Raw genomic sequence first — 15,508 nt, forward strand, 5'->3', positions numbered from 1 at the left:
GCAATGCATTCACTCCAACGTAAAGTTCTGCGTACTATTTGTCCGGACCAAAAAGGTCTGATCGCACGTATTACCAATATTTGCTACAAGCACGAGTTAAATATCGTACAGAACAATGAATTTGTTGATCACCGTACCGGGCGCTTTTTTATGCGCACGGAACTGGAAGGGATTTTTAATGATTCCACCCTGCTGGCGGATCTCGATAGCGCATTGCCAGAAGGCTCCGTGCGTGAGCTGAATCCTGCCGGTCGTCGCCGGATAGTGATTCTGGTCACTAAAGAAGCGCATTGCCTTGGCGATTTGTTGATGAAAGCCAATTACGGCGGCCTGGATGTCGAAATCGCGGCAGTTATTGGTAACCACGATACTTTACGTTCTCTGGTTGAGCGTTTTGATATTCCGTTTGAGCTGGTAAGCCATGAAGGGTTAAGCCGCAACGAGCACGATCAAAAGATGGCGGACGCCATTGATGCTTATCAACCTGACTATGTGGTGCTGGCGAAGTATATGCGGGTATTAACGCCGGAATTTGTGGCACGCTTCCCGAATAAAATCATCAATATTCACCATTCATTCCTGCCTGCGTTTATCGGCGCACGTCCTTATCACCAGGCCTATGAACGTGGTGTGAAGATTATTGGCGCAACCGCTCACTATGTGAATGACAATCTGGACGAAGGCCCAATCATCATGCAGGACGTTATTCATGTCGATCATACCTACACAGCTGAAGATATGATGCGCGCAGGTCGTGACGTCGAGAAAAACGTCTTAAGTCGTGCGCTATACAAAGTACTGGCACAGCGCGTCTTTGTTTACGGTAATCGGACGATTATTCTTTAATCGCCAGCAAAAATAACTGGTTACCTTTAATCCGTTACGGATGAAAATTACGCAACCAGTTCATTTTTCTCAACGTAACACTTTACAGCGGCGCGTCATTTGATATGATGCGCCCCGCTTCCCGATAAGGGAGCAGGCCAGTAAAAAGCATTACCCCGTGGTGGGGTTCCCGAGCGGCCAAAGGGAGCAGACTGTAAATCTGCCGTCATCGACTTCGAAGGTTCGAATCCTTCCCCCACCACCATCTCAAGTATTACCTCAAAATTTGAATTACCCCTGGTGGGGTTCCCGAGCGGCCAAAGGGAGCAGACTGTAAATCTGCCGTCATCGACTTCGAAGGTTCGAATCCTTCCCCCACCACCATCACTTTTCAAAAGTCCGTAAACTCTCAAACGAATCCGCAATTAAATATTCTGCCCAAGCGGGGAAGGATGAGAAGCTTCGACCAAGGTTCGACTTGAGCGCCAGCGAGAGAGCGTTGCCGCAGGCAACGACCCGAAGGGCGAAGCGCGCAGCGCTGAGTAATCCTTCCCCCACCACCATCGCTTCCTTAAATAATCAAAACCTGTTACTCCGAGCTAATTTTGCCCGATGGCACCACGTTTACCGGGCCTACAATATCCTCCCCTGTAGGTCGGATAAGCGAAGCGCATCCGACAACTCACCCCGCACCGTGCCCATAAAAAAACCCCGCCGAAGCAGGGTCTATGTGAACTAAAATTCGCTTAGTGACGAGCGCGCACCAGCTGGTACTTACGTGTCAGATACTCCACCGGTACGCTCCAGATGTGTACCAGACGCGAGAACGGGAACAGCAGGAATAACGTCATCCCCAGCACCAGGTGCAGACGGAAGATAAACGCCACACCATCGAGGTGTTGAGAAGCGCCACCGTGGAAGGTCACCACCGACTGCGCCCAGCCAACCAGTTTCATCATCTCGCTACCGTCCATATGCTGAGCGGAGAACGGAATGGTCAACAGGCCCAGCGCGCACTGGATAACGAGCAGCGACAGGATCAGGATATCCGCTCCGGTAGTGGTTGCACGCACGCGTGGGCTGAACAGACGACGCTTCAGCAACAGCACGCCGCCAATCAGACACAGCACGCCGCTGGCACCACCAGCAAACATCGCCATTTTCTGTTTCACTTCAATCGGCAGCCAGGCTTCATACATCCAGTGCGGCGTCAGCATACCGAAGAAGTGACCAACAAAAATCCCCAGAATACCGATATGGAACAGGTTCGACGCCAGGTTCATCCCTTTGCGATCCAGCATCTGGCTGGACGCCGCGCGCCAGGTGTACTGCCCGTAGTCATAACGCAGCCAGCTACCAATCAGGAAGACCGCCCCGGCTATGTACGGGTAGATATCAAAGAAGAACATATTCAGGAATTGCATTAGTGCTGTCCTCCGGTGGTGATATTCAGATATTGCGGCGCGACGGCACCGGCAAAGCGACGCTGATGAGCAGTGATTGCTGAATCACCGCAGCCTTTGTCAGCAAAGAATTTAACCTGCTCTTCTTCCCAGACAGCATCCAGCGCCTGCGGCGTATCATCGCGCGCTTCGTCGGCAATTTTTTCCGCCACTTTGTCGCTGTCGATAGCGGTATTGGCCAATTTCAGCAGCAGATCAAACATCACGGCATAACGGCTTTCACGCTGTTGCAGACGCGCGCTCAGCAATGCCAGAATCGGCGCGATATCTTTCAAACCTTCCACGGCTTCGCTTTGCGGCAGCTGCGACAGGTACTCCAGATACAGCGGCAGATGGTCCGGTAATTCGCGGCTGTTTAACTGCAAGCCGTGCTGCTCGTACTGCGCCAGCAGGTCCACCATCGCCTGGCCGCGGTCACGGGATTCACCGTGAACATGTTCAAATAGCAACAGTGACGTGGCGCGGCCACGGTCGAACAGTTCGCTGTACTGGGCCTGGGCATCGAGCGGATCCATCGCCGTTAAATCGCGCAGGAAAATGCCCAGCGCATGGGCATCTTCTTTCGACAGATTTTTCGACGCAGCAATCGCCTCAAACATCTCTTGTTGATGCTGCCATAAGGCAGCATCCGGATATTCAAGGAGACGCGATACAATCACGAGTTCGATCATGGATGCGGCTCCGTTTTGCTGGTCACATCGATGGCATCGATACGACGGCTGTTGAACAGATTGAATTTGGTATCTGAACCGTGGCAGCCATCACCAAAGGTAAAGCCGCAGCCATTTTTCTCCGGGAAGGCTTCCCGTGCCAGTTCACGATGACTACTCGGCACCACAAAGCGATCTTCGTAGTTAGCAATCGCCAGATAACGGTACATCTCCTGTGCCTGGGCTTCGGTCAGACCGACCTCTTCCAGCGCACGGGTATCAACTTTACCGTCAACGGTTTCAGCACGTTTGTAATGACGCATCGCCAGCATACGTTTCAGTGCGCGCAGTACCGGTTTGGTATCACCGGCGGTCAGCAGATTCGCCAGATACTGTACCGGAATACGCAAGCTTTCGACGTCTGGCAGAATGCCGTTGCTACCCAGCTCACCCGCGTCTGCTGCAGACTGAATCGGAGACAGAGGCGGCACGTACCAGACCATCGGCAGTGTGCGATATTCTGGATGCAGCGGCAGCGCCAGTTTCCATTCCATTGCCATTTTATAAACCGGCGACTGCTGTGCGGCTTCAATAACGCTCAGCGGAATACCGTCTTTAATCGCCTGCTCGATGACTTTCGGATCGTTCGGATCGAGGAACACCTCCAGCTGACGCTGGTAAAGATCTTTCTCGTTCTCGGTGCTGGCTGCACGTTCAATCGCGTCGGCATCGTACAGCAGCACGCCAAGATAACGGATACGACCGACACAGGTTTCTGAGCACACGGTCGGCTGACCCGCTTCAATACGCGGATAGCAGAAGATGCACTTCTCAGACTTACCGCTCTTCCAGTTGAAGTAGATTTTTTTGTACGGGCATCCGGTGATGCACATACGCCAGCCACGGCATTTATCCTGGTCGATCAGGACGATGCCATCTTCTTCACGCTTGTAAATCGCACCGCTCGGGCAGGTCGCCACACATGCCGGGTTCAGGCAGTGTTCGCACAGGCGCGGCAAATACATCATAAAGGTGTTTTCGAACTGGCTATACATCGCCTTCTGGATGTTGTCGAAGTTCTTGTCTTTCGCCAGTTTGTCAAACTCACCACCCAGGTCATCTTCCCAGTTCGGCCCTTTTTCGATTTTCGCCATCCGTTCCCCGGTAATCAGCGAACGCGGACGGGCAATCGGCTGCGATTTGCTGCCTTCCGGCGCGGTATGCAGGTTCTGATAGTCAAAATCGAACGGCTCGTAATAATCGTCGATCCCCGGCAGATGCGGGTTAGCGAAGATTTTACCCAGCAACATGGCACGGTTACCCATGCGCGGCTGCAGTTTGCCGTTGATTTTACGGATCCAGCCGCCTTTGTATTTTTCCTGGTTTTCCCAGTCAGTCGGGAAGCCCTGACCCGGCTTGGTTTCCACGTTGTTGAACCACGCGTATTCCACGCCTTCACGGCTGGTCCAGACGTTTTTACAGGTAACTGAACAGGTGTGGCAGCCGATGCACTTATCGAGATTCAGCACCATGCCGACTTGTGAACGAATTTTCATTTTACGCTCTCCTGTACCTGGTCATTGCCTTCGCCATCTAACCAGTCAATGTTCTTCATCTTACGCACTACAACAAACTCATCGCGGTTAGAACCTACGGTGCCGTAGTAGTTAAAGCCGTATGCCAGATGGGCATAGCCGCCGATCATATGCGTCGGTTTCGGCGTGATACGGGTGACCGAGTTATGGATACCACCACGCTGTTGGGTAATTTCCGAACCAGGCAGGTTAACGATACGTTCCTGCGCGTGGTACATCATGGTCATCCCTGCCGGAACACGCTGGCTGACAACCGCACGGGCAGTCAGAGCACCGTTGCTGTTGAAGACTTCAATCCAGTCGTTATCGGCGATACCCAGATCTTTGGCATCGGCTTCACTCAACCAGACCACCGGACCACCGCGACCTAAAGTCAGCATCAGCAGGTTGTCGCTGTAGGTGGAGTGGATACCCCACTTCTGGTGCGGCGTCAGGAAGTTGAGCGCTTTTTCCGGGTTGTCGTTGGATTTCTGGCCCATCACTTCTTTCACCGAACGGGTGTCGATCGGCGGACGATAAACCAGCAGGCTTTCACCGAAATCACGCATCCATTGGTGATCCTGATACAGCTGCTGACGGCCAGAGAGCGTACGCCACGGGATCAGCTCGTGAACGTTGGTGTAACCGGCGTTGTAAGAAACGTGTTCATCTTCAAGGCCAGACCAGGTCGGGCTGGAGATGATTTTGCGCGGCTGTGCCTGAATATCGCGGAAGCGAATCTTCTCGTCTTCTTTATTCAGCGCCAGATGCGTATGGTCACGACCGGTAAACTCGCTCAGGGCAGCCCAGGCTTTCACGGCTACCTGACCGTTGGTTTCCGGTGCCAGCGTCAGGATCATCTCTGCCGCATCAATTGCGGTGTTCAGCATCGGCTGGCCTTTCGCCGGACCTTCCGCTTTGGTGTAGTTGAGCTTACGCAGCAGATCCATCTCGCTCTGGGTGTTCCAGGCAATCCCTTTACCGCCATTACCGATTTTCTCCATCAGCGGGCCGATAGAGGTAAAGCGTTCGTAAGTCGCCGGATAATCGCGCTCTACGACCATAATGTGTGGCGCGGTTTTACCAGGGATCAGGTCGCACTCGCCTTTTTTCCAGTCTTTCACATCCAGCGGCTGCGCCAGTTCAGCGGCAGAGTCGTGCTGGATAGGCAGCGTGACGATGTCGGTTTCTTTACCCAGATGACCGACGCACACTTCGGAGAATTTCTTCGCGATGGCTTTGTAAATTTCCCAGTCGCTTTTCGCTTCCCAGGCCGGATCGACCGCCGCAGACAGCGGGTGAATAAACGGATGCATATCCGAAGTATTCATGTCGTCTTTTTCGTACCAGGTCGCCGTCGGCAAAATGATGTCGGAATAGAGACAGGTGCTCGACAGACGGAAGTCCAGCGTAACCACCAGATCCAGCTTGCCTTCCAGACCATTGTCCTGCCAGTCCACTTCTTCCGGCTTCACGCCGCCCTGTTGCCCCAGATCTTTACCCTGGATACCGTGCTCCGTCCCCAGCAGGTACTTGAGCATAAACTCATGACCTTTACCGGAAGAACCGAGCAGGTTAGAACGCCAGATGAACAGGTTGCGCGGGTGGTTTTTACCGTTTTCTGGTTGTTCTGCCGCAAAACGGATGGAACCCTCTTTCAGGGATTTCACCGTATAGTCCACCGGATTCATCCCGGCTTTTTCCGCTTCGCCAGCGATAGTCAGCGGGTTAGTGCCTAACTGCGGTGCAGACGGCAGCCAGCCCATGCGTTCCGCACGGACGTTAAAGTCGATCAAGTGTCCGGTATAGCGGGATTTGTCCGCCATCGGTGACAGCAACTCTTCCGCCGTGACGGTTTCATAACGCCACTGGCTGGAGTGGTTATAGAAATAAGAAGTGCTGTTCATGTGACGCGCCGGACGCTGCCAGTCAAGGGCAAACGCCAGCGGCTGCCAGCCGGTTTGCGGACGCAGTTTTTCCTGACCTACATAGTGCGCCCAGCCGCCCCCGCTCTGACCGACACAGCCGCAGAAAATCAGCATGTTGATCAGACCACGATAGTTCATATCGAGGTGATACCAGTGGTTCAGCCCCGCACCGACGATAATCATCGAACGACCGTGCGTTTTATCAGCGTTATCGGCAAATTCACGGGCGATGCGAATAATCTGGCTGCGAGAAACGCCGGTAATCTGCTCGGCCCAGGCCGGGGTATAAGCTTTCACATCGTCATAGCTGGTTGCACAGTTAACGTCGTTCAGGCCACGTTCCAGACCGTAGTTTGCCAGCGTCAGATCATAAACGGTGGTCACCAGGGCGGTGCTGCCATCAGCCAGTTGCAGGCGTTTCACCGGCAGTTTGTGCAGCAGCACGTTTTCCAGTTCCACTTTGTTGAAGTGTTCCGTGCCGTCGCCACCAAAGTACGGGAAACCTACCTCAGCGATCTCATCCTGGCTACCCAGCAGGCTCAGTTGCAGCTCGGTTTCTTCGCCAGTTTTGCCGTCGCGCTGCTCAAGATTCCATTTGCCCTTCTCGCCCCAGCGGAAGCCAATAGAACCGTTCGGCGCAACCATTTCGCCATTGGTATTAAAGGCGACAGTTTTCCATTCCGGATTGTTTTCCTGGCCCAGCGCATCAACCAGATCAGCAGCGCGCAGCATACGACCTGCAGCGTAGTAACCGTCGCGTTCTTCCAGCATCACCAGCATCGGCATGTCGGTGTAGCGACGCACATAGTCGGTGAAATACTGGCTTGGGTTGTCGAGGTGGAATTCACGCAGCATTACGTGGCCCATCGCCAGCGCCATTGCCGCATCGGTGCCCTGTTTCGGTGCCAGCCACAGATCGCACAGTTTGGCGATTTCAGCGTAGTCTGGTGTGACGGCAACAGTTTTGGTCCCTTTGTAACGCACTTCAGTAAAGAAGTGAGCATCCGGGGTACGCGTCTGCGGCACGTTTGACCCCCAGGCGATGATGTAGCTGGAGTTGTACCAGTCAGCAGATTCCGGTACGTCAGTTTGCTCGCCCCAGGTTTGCGGAGACGCAGGAGGCAAGTCGCAGTACCAGTCGTAGAAGCTTAAGCAAGTACCGCCAATCAGCGAGAGATAGCGTGCACCCGATGCGTAAGAAACCATCGACATTGCCGGAATTGGCGAGAAGCCAGCGACACGGTCCGGGCCGTAGTTTTTGATGGTGTAAACGTTAGATGCGGCGATCAGTTCGTTCACTTCCTGCCAGGAAGAACGAACAAAACCACCGCGTCCACGCGCCTGCTTAAAGCTTTTCGCTTTATCGGCGTCTTCAATGATAGAAGCCCATGCCTCAACCGGATCGCTATGCAGCGCCTTCGCTTCACGCCACATTTTCATCAGGCGTTTGCGCATCATCGGGTATTTCAGGCGGTTGGCGCTGTAAAGATACCAGGAGTAGCTGGCACCGCGCGGGCAGCCGCGAGGTTCATGGTTTGGCAGATCCGGACGGGTACGCGGATAGTCAGTCTGCTGGGTTTCCCAGGTGACCAGACCGTTTTTGACGTAGATTTTCCAGCTGCAGGAGCCGGTGCAGTTTACCCCGTGGGTAGAGCGGACGATTTTGTCATGCTGCCAACGCTGGCGATATCCATCCTCCCAGTCACGGTTGGTATTGAGAAGCTGGCCATGCCCATCGGCAAAGGTTTCACCCTTCTGTTTGAAGTAGCGAAACCGGTCCAGGAATTTACTCATCGGTTTTCTCCTGTGGGAGCCTGTCGGCCCTCTGATAAATCGACATTGCTAATGTTTAAGGGCAAGGTAACGCTCTGAAACAGCGTGGGAATTGATAACGATCAAGTGTGATGGGGATGAAAAATAAAGTAAATTCCTAAGATACCCCTTTAGGATAATTAACAGTTAAAGCATAACATGCTGTAAATTAAGACGTTTTATACCTGTAGTTATTTAAAGCATGAAGATTTTTATGCAGATGGGTATTAAGGAGTATTCCCCATGGGTAACATATTAATGGCTCTTAATGAAATCCGGCGAAATAAGCCATATAACATTAGTATGTTGTAACTAAATAACGCATAAAAAAAGCGCGACATCATGCCGCGCAAAGGATAATCAAATATTAAGATTTATTTTTTAGAATGCCGACCATATACCGTCCAGGTAATCACTACGCAGGCGATATAGAAAATCAAAAATACCTTCATTGCGCCGACTGGCGAACCCGTTAATGCCAGCGAGCTACCAAACGCTTTCGGGATAAAGAAGCCACCAATCGCGCCAATCGCAGAGATGAAACCCAACGCCGCCGCCGTGTCGGTTGCCGCTTCACGCATCGCACGTTCGTCAGAACCCCCTTCTGCTTTCACGCGATCCATTGTCAGTTTACGGAAGATCACTGAAATCATCTGGAAAGTGGAACCACTACCCAGCCCAGCTGTCAGGAACAGCGCCAGGAAGACCGCGAAGAACGCCATGAAGCTTCCGCCCTGCCCGTCAGTCGGTAAGGTCAGGAACAGCAGGCCGCTGAAAATCGCCATCAGAATAAAGTTCACCAGCGTGACACGAGTTCCGCCCAGACGGTCAGATAATGCACCACCTGCAGAACGCGCCAGCGCACCAATAAACGGCCCGAAGAAAGCGTATTGCAGAATCTGAACATCCGGGAACTGCGTTTTTGACAGCATCGCAAAGCCCGCGGAGAAGCCGATAAAGGAGCCGAAGGTTGCCAGATACAGCAGGCTCATAATCCACAGATGACCCCGTTTGAGTACCGGCAACTGCTCCTTGATGGAGGCTTTCGAGGTAGCAAGATCGTTCATGCCAAACCACGCCGCAATGGTGAAGATGGCAAGGAACGGCACCCATATCCAGGACGCATTCGCCAGATACAGCTCAGTCCCATCCGGCTGTTTGACGCCCTGGCTACCAAATACTGCGAAAATCGACAGTGATACCACCAGCGGAGCAACCAACTGCATAACGCTAACGCCCATGTTGCCCAGACCACCATTCAGGCCCAGCGCGCCACCCTGCTTCTGTTTCGGAAAGAAGAAGCTGATGTTTGCCATACTGGAAGCGAAGTTCGCGCCAGCAAAGCCGCACAGCAGAGAGATGATGATGAAGACGCTATAAGGCGTGGAGGTATCCTGCACGGCAAAACCCAGCCAGACACAAGGAATAATCAGAATACCGGTGCTGAACGCCGTCCAGCGACGACCACCGAAGATTGGAACCATAAAGGAGTATGGAACACGTAATAACGCGCCAGAAACTGAAGGTAGCGCAGTCAGCATAAATAGCTGATCTGTCGTAAAATTAAAGCCGACTTTCGGTAAGTTCACCGCAACAGCGCTGAACAACATCCATACGCAAAACGCCAGCAGCAGACAGGGAACGGAAATCCACAGGTTGCGGCTGGCAATACGTTGACCGCGTTGTTGCCAGAACGCAGGATCTTCCGGTCGCCAATCTGTAATGACAGCTCCAGTAGCCCTTTCGGGGGCGGATGAGTGACTCATAGACACCTCTGATACTCGTTTCGATGTCTGCCACCTTAGTGTCTGTAGCTAAAGGCAATTTGATGTAAATCAAACGATAAGATAACTTTATCTATCATTGATATTTATCATTACCCATAGTGAGTACAGTGATTTCATAAAAATTATGAGATTTTTCACAGTGCTGTAAAATCCCTACCCTTACCGATGTAAAGCGACTAACCACACGGCAAATAAGGAGTAACTCTTTCCGGGTATGGGTATACTTCAGCCAATAGCCGAGAATACTGCCATTCCAGAATGTATCGTCACATTCATTAAGGTTATTGCTCATTTAAAGCCTGAAGGAAGAGGTTTACATGCTTAAACGTTGTCTCTCTCCGCTCACCCTGGTTAATCAGGTTGCGCTTATTGTGTTGCTTTCTACTGCTATTGGACTGGCAGGGATGGCGGTTTCTGGCTGGCTGGTGCAAGGCGTTCAGGGCAGCGCCCATGCGATCAACAAAGCGGGATCGCTGCGCATGCAAAGTTACCGTCTGTTGGCAGCAGTGCCATTAAGCGAGAAAGACAAGCCCTTAATTAAAGAGATGGAACAAACGGCATTTAGCGCCGAGTTGACTCGAGCAGCAGAACGAGACGGACAACTGGCGCAATTACAGGGTTTACAAGATTACTGGCGTAATGAACTGATCCCTGCGTTGATGCGTGCACAAAACCGAGAAACGGTGTCAGCGGATGTCAGCCAGTTTGTTGCCGGGCTTGATCAACTGGTATCTGGTTTTGACCGCACCACGGAAATGCGCATCGAGACAGTGGTACTGGTCCATCGGGTAATGGCGGTATTTATGGCACTTTTACTGGTGTTCACTATTATCTGGTTGCGGGCGCGACTGCTACAACCGTGGCGGCAACTGCTGGCAATGGCGAGTGCCGTCAGTCATCGCGATTTTACCCAACGCGCAAACATCAGCGGGCGCAACGAAATGGCGATGCTTGGAACTGCGTTGAACAATATGTCTGCAGAACTGGCCGAAAGTTATGCCGTACTTGAGCAGCGGGTTCAGGAGAAAACCGCCGGGCTGGAGCATAAAAATCAGATCCTCTCTTTTTTATGGCAGGCTAACCGCCGTTTGCATTCCCAAGCCCCGCTGTGTGAACGCCTGTCACCTGTACTCAACGGCTTACAGAATTTAACCCTGCTACGTGATATCGAACTGCGGGTTTATGATACTGATGATGAAGAGAATCATCAGGAGTTTACCTGCCAACCAGATATGACTTGTGATGATAAAGGCTGCCAGCTCTGCCCGCGCGGCGTATTACCCGTTGGTGATCGCGGCACAACCCTGAAGTGGCGGCTGGCTGACTCTCATACGCAGTACGGTATTTTGCTGGCGACCCTGCCGCAGGGGCGTCATCTTAGCCATGATCAACAACAACTGGTGGATACCCTGGTTGAACAACTCACCGCCACGCTGGCGCTGGATCGCCATCAGGAACGTCAGCAACAGTTGATCGTGATGGAAGAGCGTGCCACCATTGCGCGCGAACTGCATGATTCTATTGCCCAATCTCTCTCTTGCATGAAGATGCAGGTGAGTTGTTTACAGATGCAGGGCGATGCGCTGCCAGAAAGCAGCCGCGAACTGTTAAGTCAGATCCGTAACGAACTGAATGCATCCTGGGCGCAGTTGCGTGAATTGCTCACCACATTCCGCTTGCAGCTCACCGAGCCTGGATTACGTCCGGCGCTGGAGGCGAGTTGCGAAGAGTACAGCGCCAAATTTGGCTTCCCGGTGAAGCTGGATTATCAATTGCCGCCTCGCCTGGTGCCTTCGCATCAGGCAATCCACTTGTTGCAAATTGCCCGTGAGGCATTAAGTAACGCCCTCAAACATTCGCAAGCGAGTGAAGTCGTGGTGACGGTGGCGCAAAACGATAATCAGGTCAAACTGACCGTCCAGGATAACGGCTGCGGCGTGCCTGAAAATGCCATCCGCAGCAATCACTACGGCATGATAATAATGCGCGACCGTGCGCAAAGTTTACGAGGCGATTGCCGCGTCCGCCGTCGTGAATCAGGTGGCACCGAAGTGGTGGTCACCTTTATTCCCGAAAAAACTTTCACAGACGTCCAAGGAGATACCCATGAGTAATCAGGAACCGGCTACTATCCTGCTGATTGACGATCACCCGATGCTGCGAACTGGCGTAAAACAGCTTATCAGTATGGCACCAGATATCACCGTGGTTGGCGAAGCGAGTAATGGCGAACAGGGTATTGAACTGGCGGAATCTCTTGATCCCGATCTGATCCTGTTAGATCTCAATATGCCCGGCATGAACGGTCTGGAAACGCTGGATAAACTGCGCGAAAAGTCCCTCTCAGGGCGCATTGTGGTATTCAGCGTCTCTAACCATGAAGAAGATGTGGTCACCGCACTGAAACGCGGCGCGGATGGCTATCTGTTAAAAGATATGGAACCGGAAGATCTGCTGAAAGCATTGCATCAGGCAGCTGCTGGCGAAATGGTATTAAGCGAAGCATTAACGCCTGTTCTGGCCGCCAGCTTGCGCGCTAACCGTGCCACTACTGAGCGCGATGTTAACCAGTTAACCCCACGCGAGCGCGATATTCTCAAGCTGATTGCCCAGGGTTTGCCGAACAAGATGATTGCCCGCCGCCTGGATATCACCGAAAGCACAGTAAAAGTGCACGTCAAGCACATGCTGAAGAAAATGAAGCTCAAGTCTCGCGTGGAAGCAGCGGTATGGGTGCATCAGGAGCGCATTTTCTGATTACGGTTCCCAGCGCAGTTCGTCGTTTGACAATGCATCGAACGGTTCGACAAGCGTTAGCGTGATCTCATTGGAGGAGACACGCTGCCCCTGGTTATCTTCCACCACCACCGACAATCGCCAGTGATTGCTTGCCCCTTCCCCGTTCTGCCAGTCAGGCATGATCAGCGTCCAGCCCTCCGCGCTGTTGGCTTGTGCGCCCGGCGTCAAACTTAATATCTGCGTATCGCCCTGCCAAATCAGTTGCCGAATACCGTAACGACTGCGGATTTGTAATTTCAGCGGCACTGTTTCGCCAGGTTTTAGATCCCACGGCGGTGTCGCCAGAAACACCGTTAACGTTTTTCGCTGTCGGTACTCAAGAGTCGGTAGATTATTTCGCTGCGGATTGTCATAGCGACTACCACGTAACGACTGACTTTCGGCAACCTCACCCGCAGAAAGTTGTTTTTTGAGCGGTACACCAAAGCGGTAATTAAGATTCAGCCCGAGGTTATTTTGATTCTCGCCACTTTCACCCTGTTTATGCTGGGCCGTCACAGTGACTAATGGCACAGGGGTGTAATTTAATCCCAGACTCAACGCGACGGGATTGTGATAACCCGTACCAGAGTTAAACAAATCAACACGATCACCAAAATACTGTTCTACGCTGACACTGGTATTGAGGTGTTGATAGAACGGCATGCGCATCCGGGCTGTCAGGTCATACCCGCGCGCCATCCGTTGTTCCTGCGTGGCTGTCTGTTCATGCCATGCAGCAAACGGCTGATAAAAGTTTGCCGATAGTCGCAAATATTCGCCCCACGCTTCGGCACCAAAGCCCGCTCGCTGAAGATTTTCGTCCAGCAAGTTGTCATAAAAAGTGTTATAACCCACCAGCCAGTTGCCGCGCGCCCAGCGTTGCCCAACGCCCACATTGCTCACCAACCCATCATCCTGCTGAGTAAGACCAAGCTGGCTCCAGGTGAGATAACGATCATTATCTTGTAACGGCACAAACCAGCTTCCACGACTGCCGGTGAAATGTCCTTCGTTATCCACTTTGACGTCAACACTGGCATTTCCCCACGGTGATAGCCAGGACTCTACGTGCTGATTAACCTGTTGACTAAGCGCGTCGCGGACTTTTCCCAATGCGAAAGCTTTTGCCTGCTCGCCAGTATCCAGCCCGTTATCATTCATACTGGTTTCGCCGAAATCTTTCACAATTTCAGCAAAGTGTTTTTCCCCATCATGATTTTCGGGAGCCATGCCTAAATCCGGCAGACCATCATTGTTATTATCAAAGGGATTTGCCGCTTTTTGCTCGAAGGTAGATTGTGCGTTAGCTGTACCGCCTGCTACAAGCAAGAGTAAATAAAACGGGATAATGCGAGGAACGAAACGGCTCAAAACGTCGGTAACTTCCGGTAATAATGAAAAACCATAGCCTTAAAGAATAACGATTACTGGCAACTTTTGTCGTATTTTCTCGCGCTTTCAGGAAAATCCTTAAAAATGTGACCGATTGGTCAGACGCTGCAGAAGCAGTAAGATAGAAGATGAATGTCTAATTCCCTGAATACAGGAGTAAATAATGCAAAAAATCGTGATCGTTGCCAATGGCGCACCTTACGGGAGCGAATCCTTGTTTAACAGCTTGCGGCTGGCCATTGCGTTACGAGAGCAGGAGAGCAATCTGGATCTGCGTCTGTTCCTGATGTCTGATGCGGTCACAGCCGGGTTGCGCGGGCAAAAACCAGGGGAAGGCTACAACATTCAGCAAATGCTGGAGATCCTTACCGCTCAGAATGTACCGGTGAAATTGTGCAAAACCTGTACCGACGGGCGCGGGATTAGCACACTTCCTCTTATTGATGGGGTGGAAATCGGTACTCTTGTGGAACTGGCGCAATGGACGCTGTCAGCCGATAAAGTGCTCACATTTTAATGTTTGAGGGGGCGTCTGACGCCCCACTATGAGGGAAGTTTACTCAGGCGAATCCCGGCCGTAACACACCATCCGGATAATTCTCCGCCAGCAGTTTTTTTACCGATACCAGCAAATCATTCAGCCCATCGTCCTGCATTCCCAGTTTGATAAGCTCCTGTTCCAGTCAAAACAGGTATTGTGCGTTGGTTCCCAGCGGACCGCTCGCCGCCGCAATCAACGGCGCGATGACCTGAGCGCGAGTGTCAGATTCATATTCTGGATGTCGCGGGTCCATAATAAACACAATGGCGTTTACTGTGCATCCATCATCAAGATCAAGCTGACACCAGGTTGGCAGATAACAGCCGGTAATCATCTCGCGCTTCCACAACAGGGTTAGTTCCTGCTCCAGCGTCTCTTCTGGCAGTCGATAGGCGACGCCTGTAGTGCGTCCGCCCTCTTTCAGTGCAAGCATCCGTCCCGGCTGGTGCGCAGTCCCGCGCCCGGCGGTCAGGCGCAGGCAAAACGCGCGATGCCATCCAACCAGTGTACCGGTGCACGACTCGGTAAACTCCAGTGCCGGATTCCACATCAACGATCCATAACCGAAGATCCACACCGGTCCCTCATCAGGTCGACAAGCCAGCGTCGCCGCCAGCGAAGCCGCCCGTTGCTCTGCTGACCATAAGAGTGATTCTTCAATGGCACCAAATGCCGTTTTACAATCGGCATTCATCAAGAAATCACGCGTTATCACCTTACACCTCCGCCACTGCATACTTCCCTGCGACAACTTT

At 52.4% G+C, this 15,508-nt stretch carries 10 protein-coding genes, 2 tRNA genes, 1 other RNA gene and 1 pseudogene; 7 read left to right on the plus strand and 7 right to left on the minus strand.

Going from position 1 to position 15,508, the window contains the following annotated elements; translation table 11 throughout:
* Positions 1 to 3 precede the first annotated feature (3 nt).
* The 4 genes from purU to FTE26_RS18305 all read left to right on the plus strand — a co-directional run bounded on the left by purU (position 4) and on the right by FTE26_RS18305 (position 1,388).
* On the plus strand, positions 4 to 846 hold the full coding sequence (gene purU, locus FTE26_RS18290) for a formyltetrahydrofolate deformylase (protein ID WP_000555849.1): 843 nt from the start codon (positions 4 to 6) through the stop codon (positions 844 to 846).
* 159 nt (positions 847 to 1,005) lie between these two features.
* A tRNA-Tyr gene (locus FTE26_RS18295) sits at positions 1,006 to 1,090 on the plus strand.
* A gap of 34 nt (positions 1,091 to 1,124) precedes the next feature.
* Positions 1,125 to 1,209, plus strand: a tRNA-Tyr gene (locus FTE26_RS18300).
* Between the two features lie 47 nt (positions 1,210 to 1,256).
* A non-coding RNA gene (locus FTE26_RS18305) (RtT sRNA) lies at positions 1,257 to 1,388 on the plus strand.
* Between the two features lie 183 nt (positions 1,389 to 1,571).
* Here FTE26_RS18305 and narI read toward each other — a convergent pair.
* From narI to narK, 5 genes are all read right to left on the minus strand, one after another.
* Entirely contained in the window at positions 1,572 to 2,249 is a 678-nt protein-coding gene (gene narI, locus FTE26_RS18310; RefSeq protein ID WP_001160110.1) for a respiratory nitrate reductase subunit gamma, read from the minus strand.
* On the minus strand, positions 2,249 to 2,959 hold the full coding sequence (gene narJ / locus FTE26_RS18315; protein ID WP_000571699.1) for a nitrate reductase molybdenum cofactor assembly chaperone: 711 nt from the start codon (positions 2,957 to 2,959) through the stop codon (positions 2,249 to 2,251). The genes narI and narJ overlap by 1 nt, the downstream gene beginning before the upstream one ends.
* Entirely contained in the window at positions 2,956 to 4,494 is a 1,539-nt protein-coding gene (gene narH / locus FTE26_RS18320) for a nitrate reductase subunit beta (protein WP_000702660.1), read from the minus strand. Before narH ends, narJ begins: the two co-directional genes overlap by 4 nt.
* Positions 4,491 to 8,234, minus strand: a complete 3,744-nt coding sequence (locus FTE26_RS18325) for a nitrate reductase subunit alpha (RefSeq protein WP_000032940.1) — start codon at positions 8,232 to 8,234, stop codon at positions 4,491 to 4,493. Before FTE26_RS18325 ends, narH begins: the two co-directional genes overlap by 4 nt.
* A gap of 392 nt (positions 8,235 to 8,626) precedes the next feature.
* Positions 8,627 to 10,018: a nitrate transporter NarK gene (gene narK, locus FTE26_RS18330; RefSeq protein ID WP_000019830.1), complete on the minus strand. Its 1,392-nt coding sequence runs from the start codon at positions 10,016 to 10,018 to the stop codon at positions 8,627 to 8,629.
* 338 nt (positions 10,019 to 10,356) lie between these two features.
* Here narK and narX point away from each other — a divergent pair, with 338 nt between their 5' ends.
* Both narX and narL read left to right on the plus strand, forming a co-directional pair.
* On the plus strand, positions 10,357 to 12,153 hold the full coding sequence (gene narX / locus FTE26_RS18335) for a nitrate/nitrite two-component system sensor histidine kinase NarX (protein ID WP_000918060.1): 1,797 nt from the start codon (positions 10,357 to 10,359) through the stop codon (positions 12,151 to 12,153).
* Positions 12,146 to 12,796, plus strand: coding sequence for a two-component system response regulator NarL (narL, locus tag FTE26_RS18340; protein WP_000070491.1), 651 nt, complete (start codon positions 12,146 to 12,148; stop codon positions 12,794 to 12,796). The genes narX and narL overlap by 8 nt, the downstream gene beginning before the upstream one ends.
* Here narL and ychO read toward each other — a convergent pair whose 3' ends face one another.
* Positions 12,797 to 14,191 carry an inverse autotransporter invasin YchO gene (gene ychO, locus FTE26_RS18345; protein WP_000086212.1) on the minus strand — a complete coding sequence of 465 codons (1,395 nt, stop codon included), beginning with the start codon at positions 14,189 to 14,191 and terminating at the stop codon, positions 12,797 to 12,799.
* Between the two features lie 184 nt (positions 14,192 to 14,375).
* On the opposite strand from ychO, the gene ychN reads away from it, so the two are divergent.
* Positions 14,376 to 14,729: a DsrE/F sulfur relay family protein YchN gene (gene ychN / locus FTE26_RS18350; protein ID WP_001169669.1), complete on the plus strand. Its 354-nt coding sequence runs from the start codon at positions 14,376 to 14,378 to the stop codon at positions 14,727 to 14,729.
* Positions 14,730 to 14,772: 43 nt separating this feature from the next.
* On the opposite strand, the pseudogene chaC reads toward ychN, so the two are convergent.
* A pseudogene (gene chaC / locus FTE26_RS18355) lies at positions 14,773 to 15,468 on the minus strand (glutathione-specific gamma-glutamylcyclotransferase).
* Between the last annotated feature and the right edge of the window lie 40 nt (positions 15,469 to 15,508).

Source organism: Escherichia sp. S10b, from assembly GCF_028421345.1.
In the GTDB taxonomy this organism is placed as follows: domain Bacteria; phylum Pseudomonadota; class Gammaproteobacteria; order Enterobacterales; family Enterobacteriaceae; genus ECMA0423.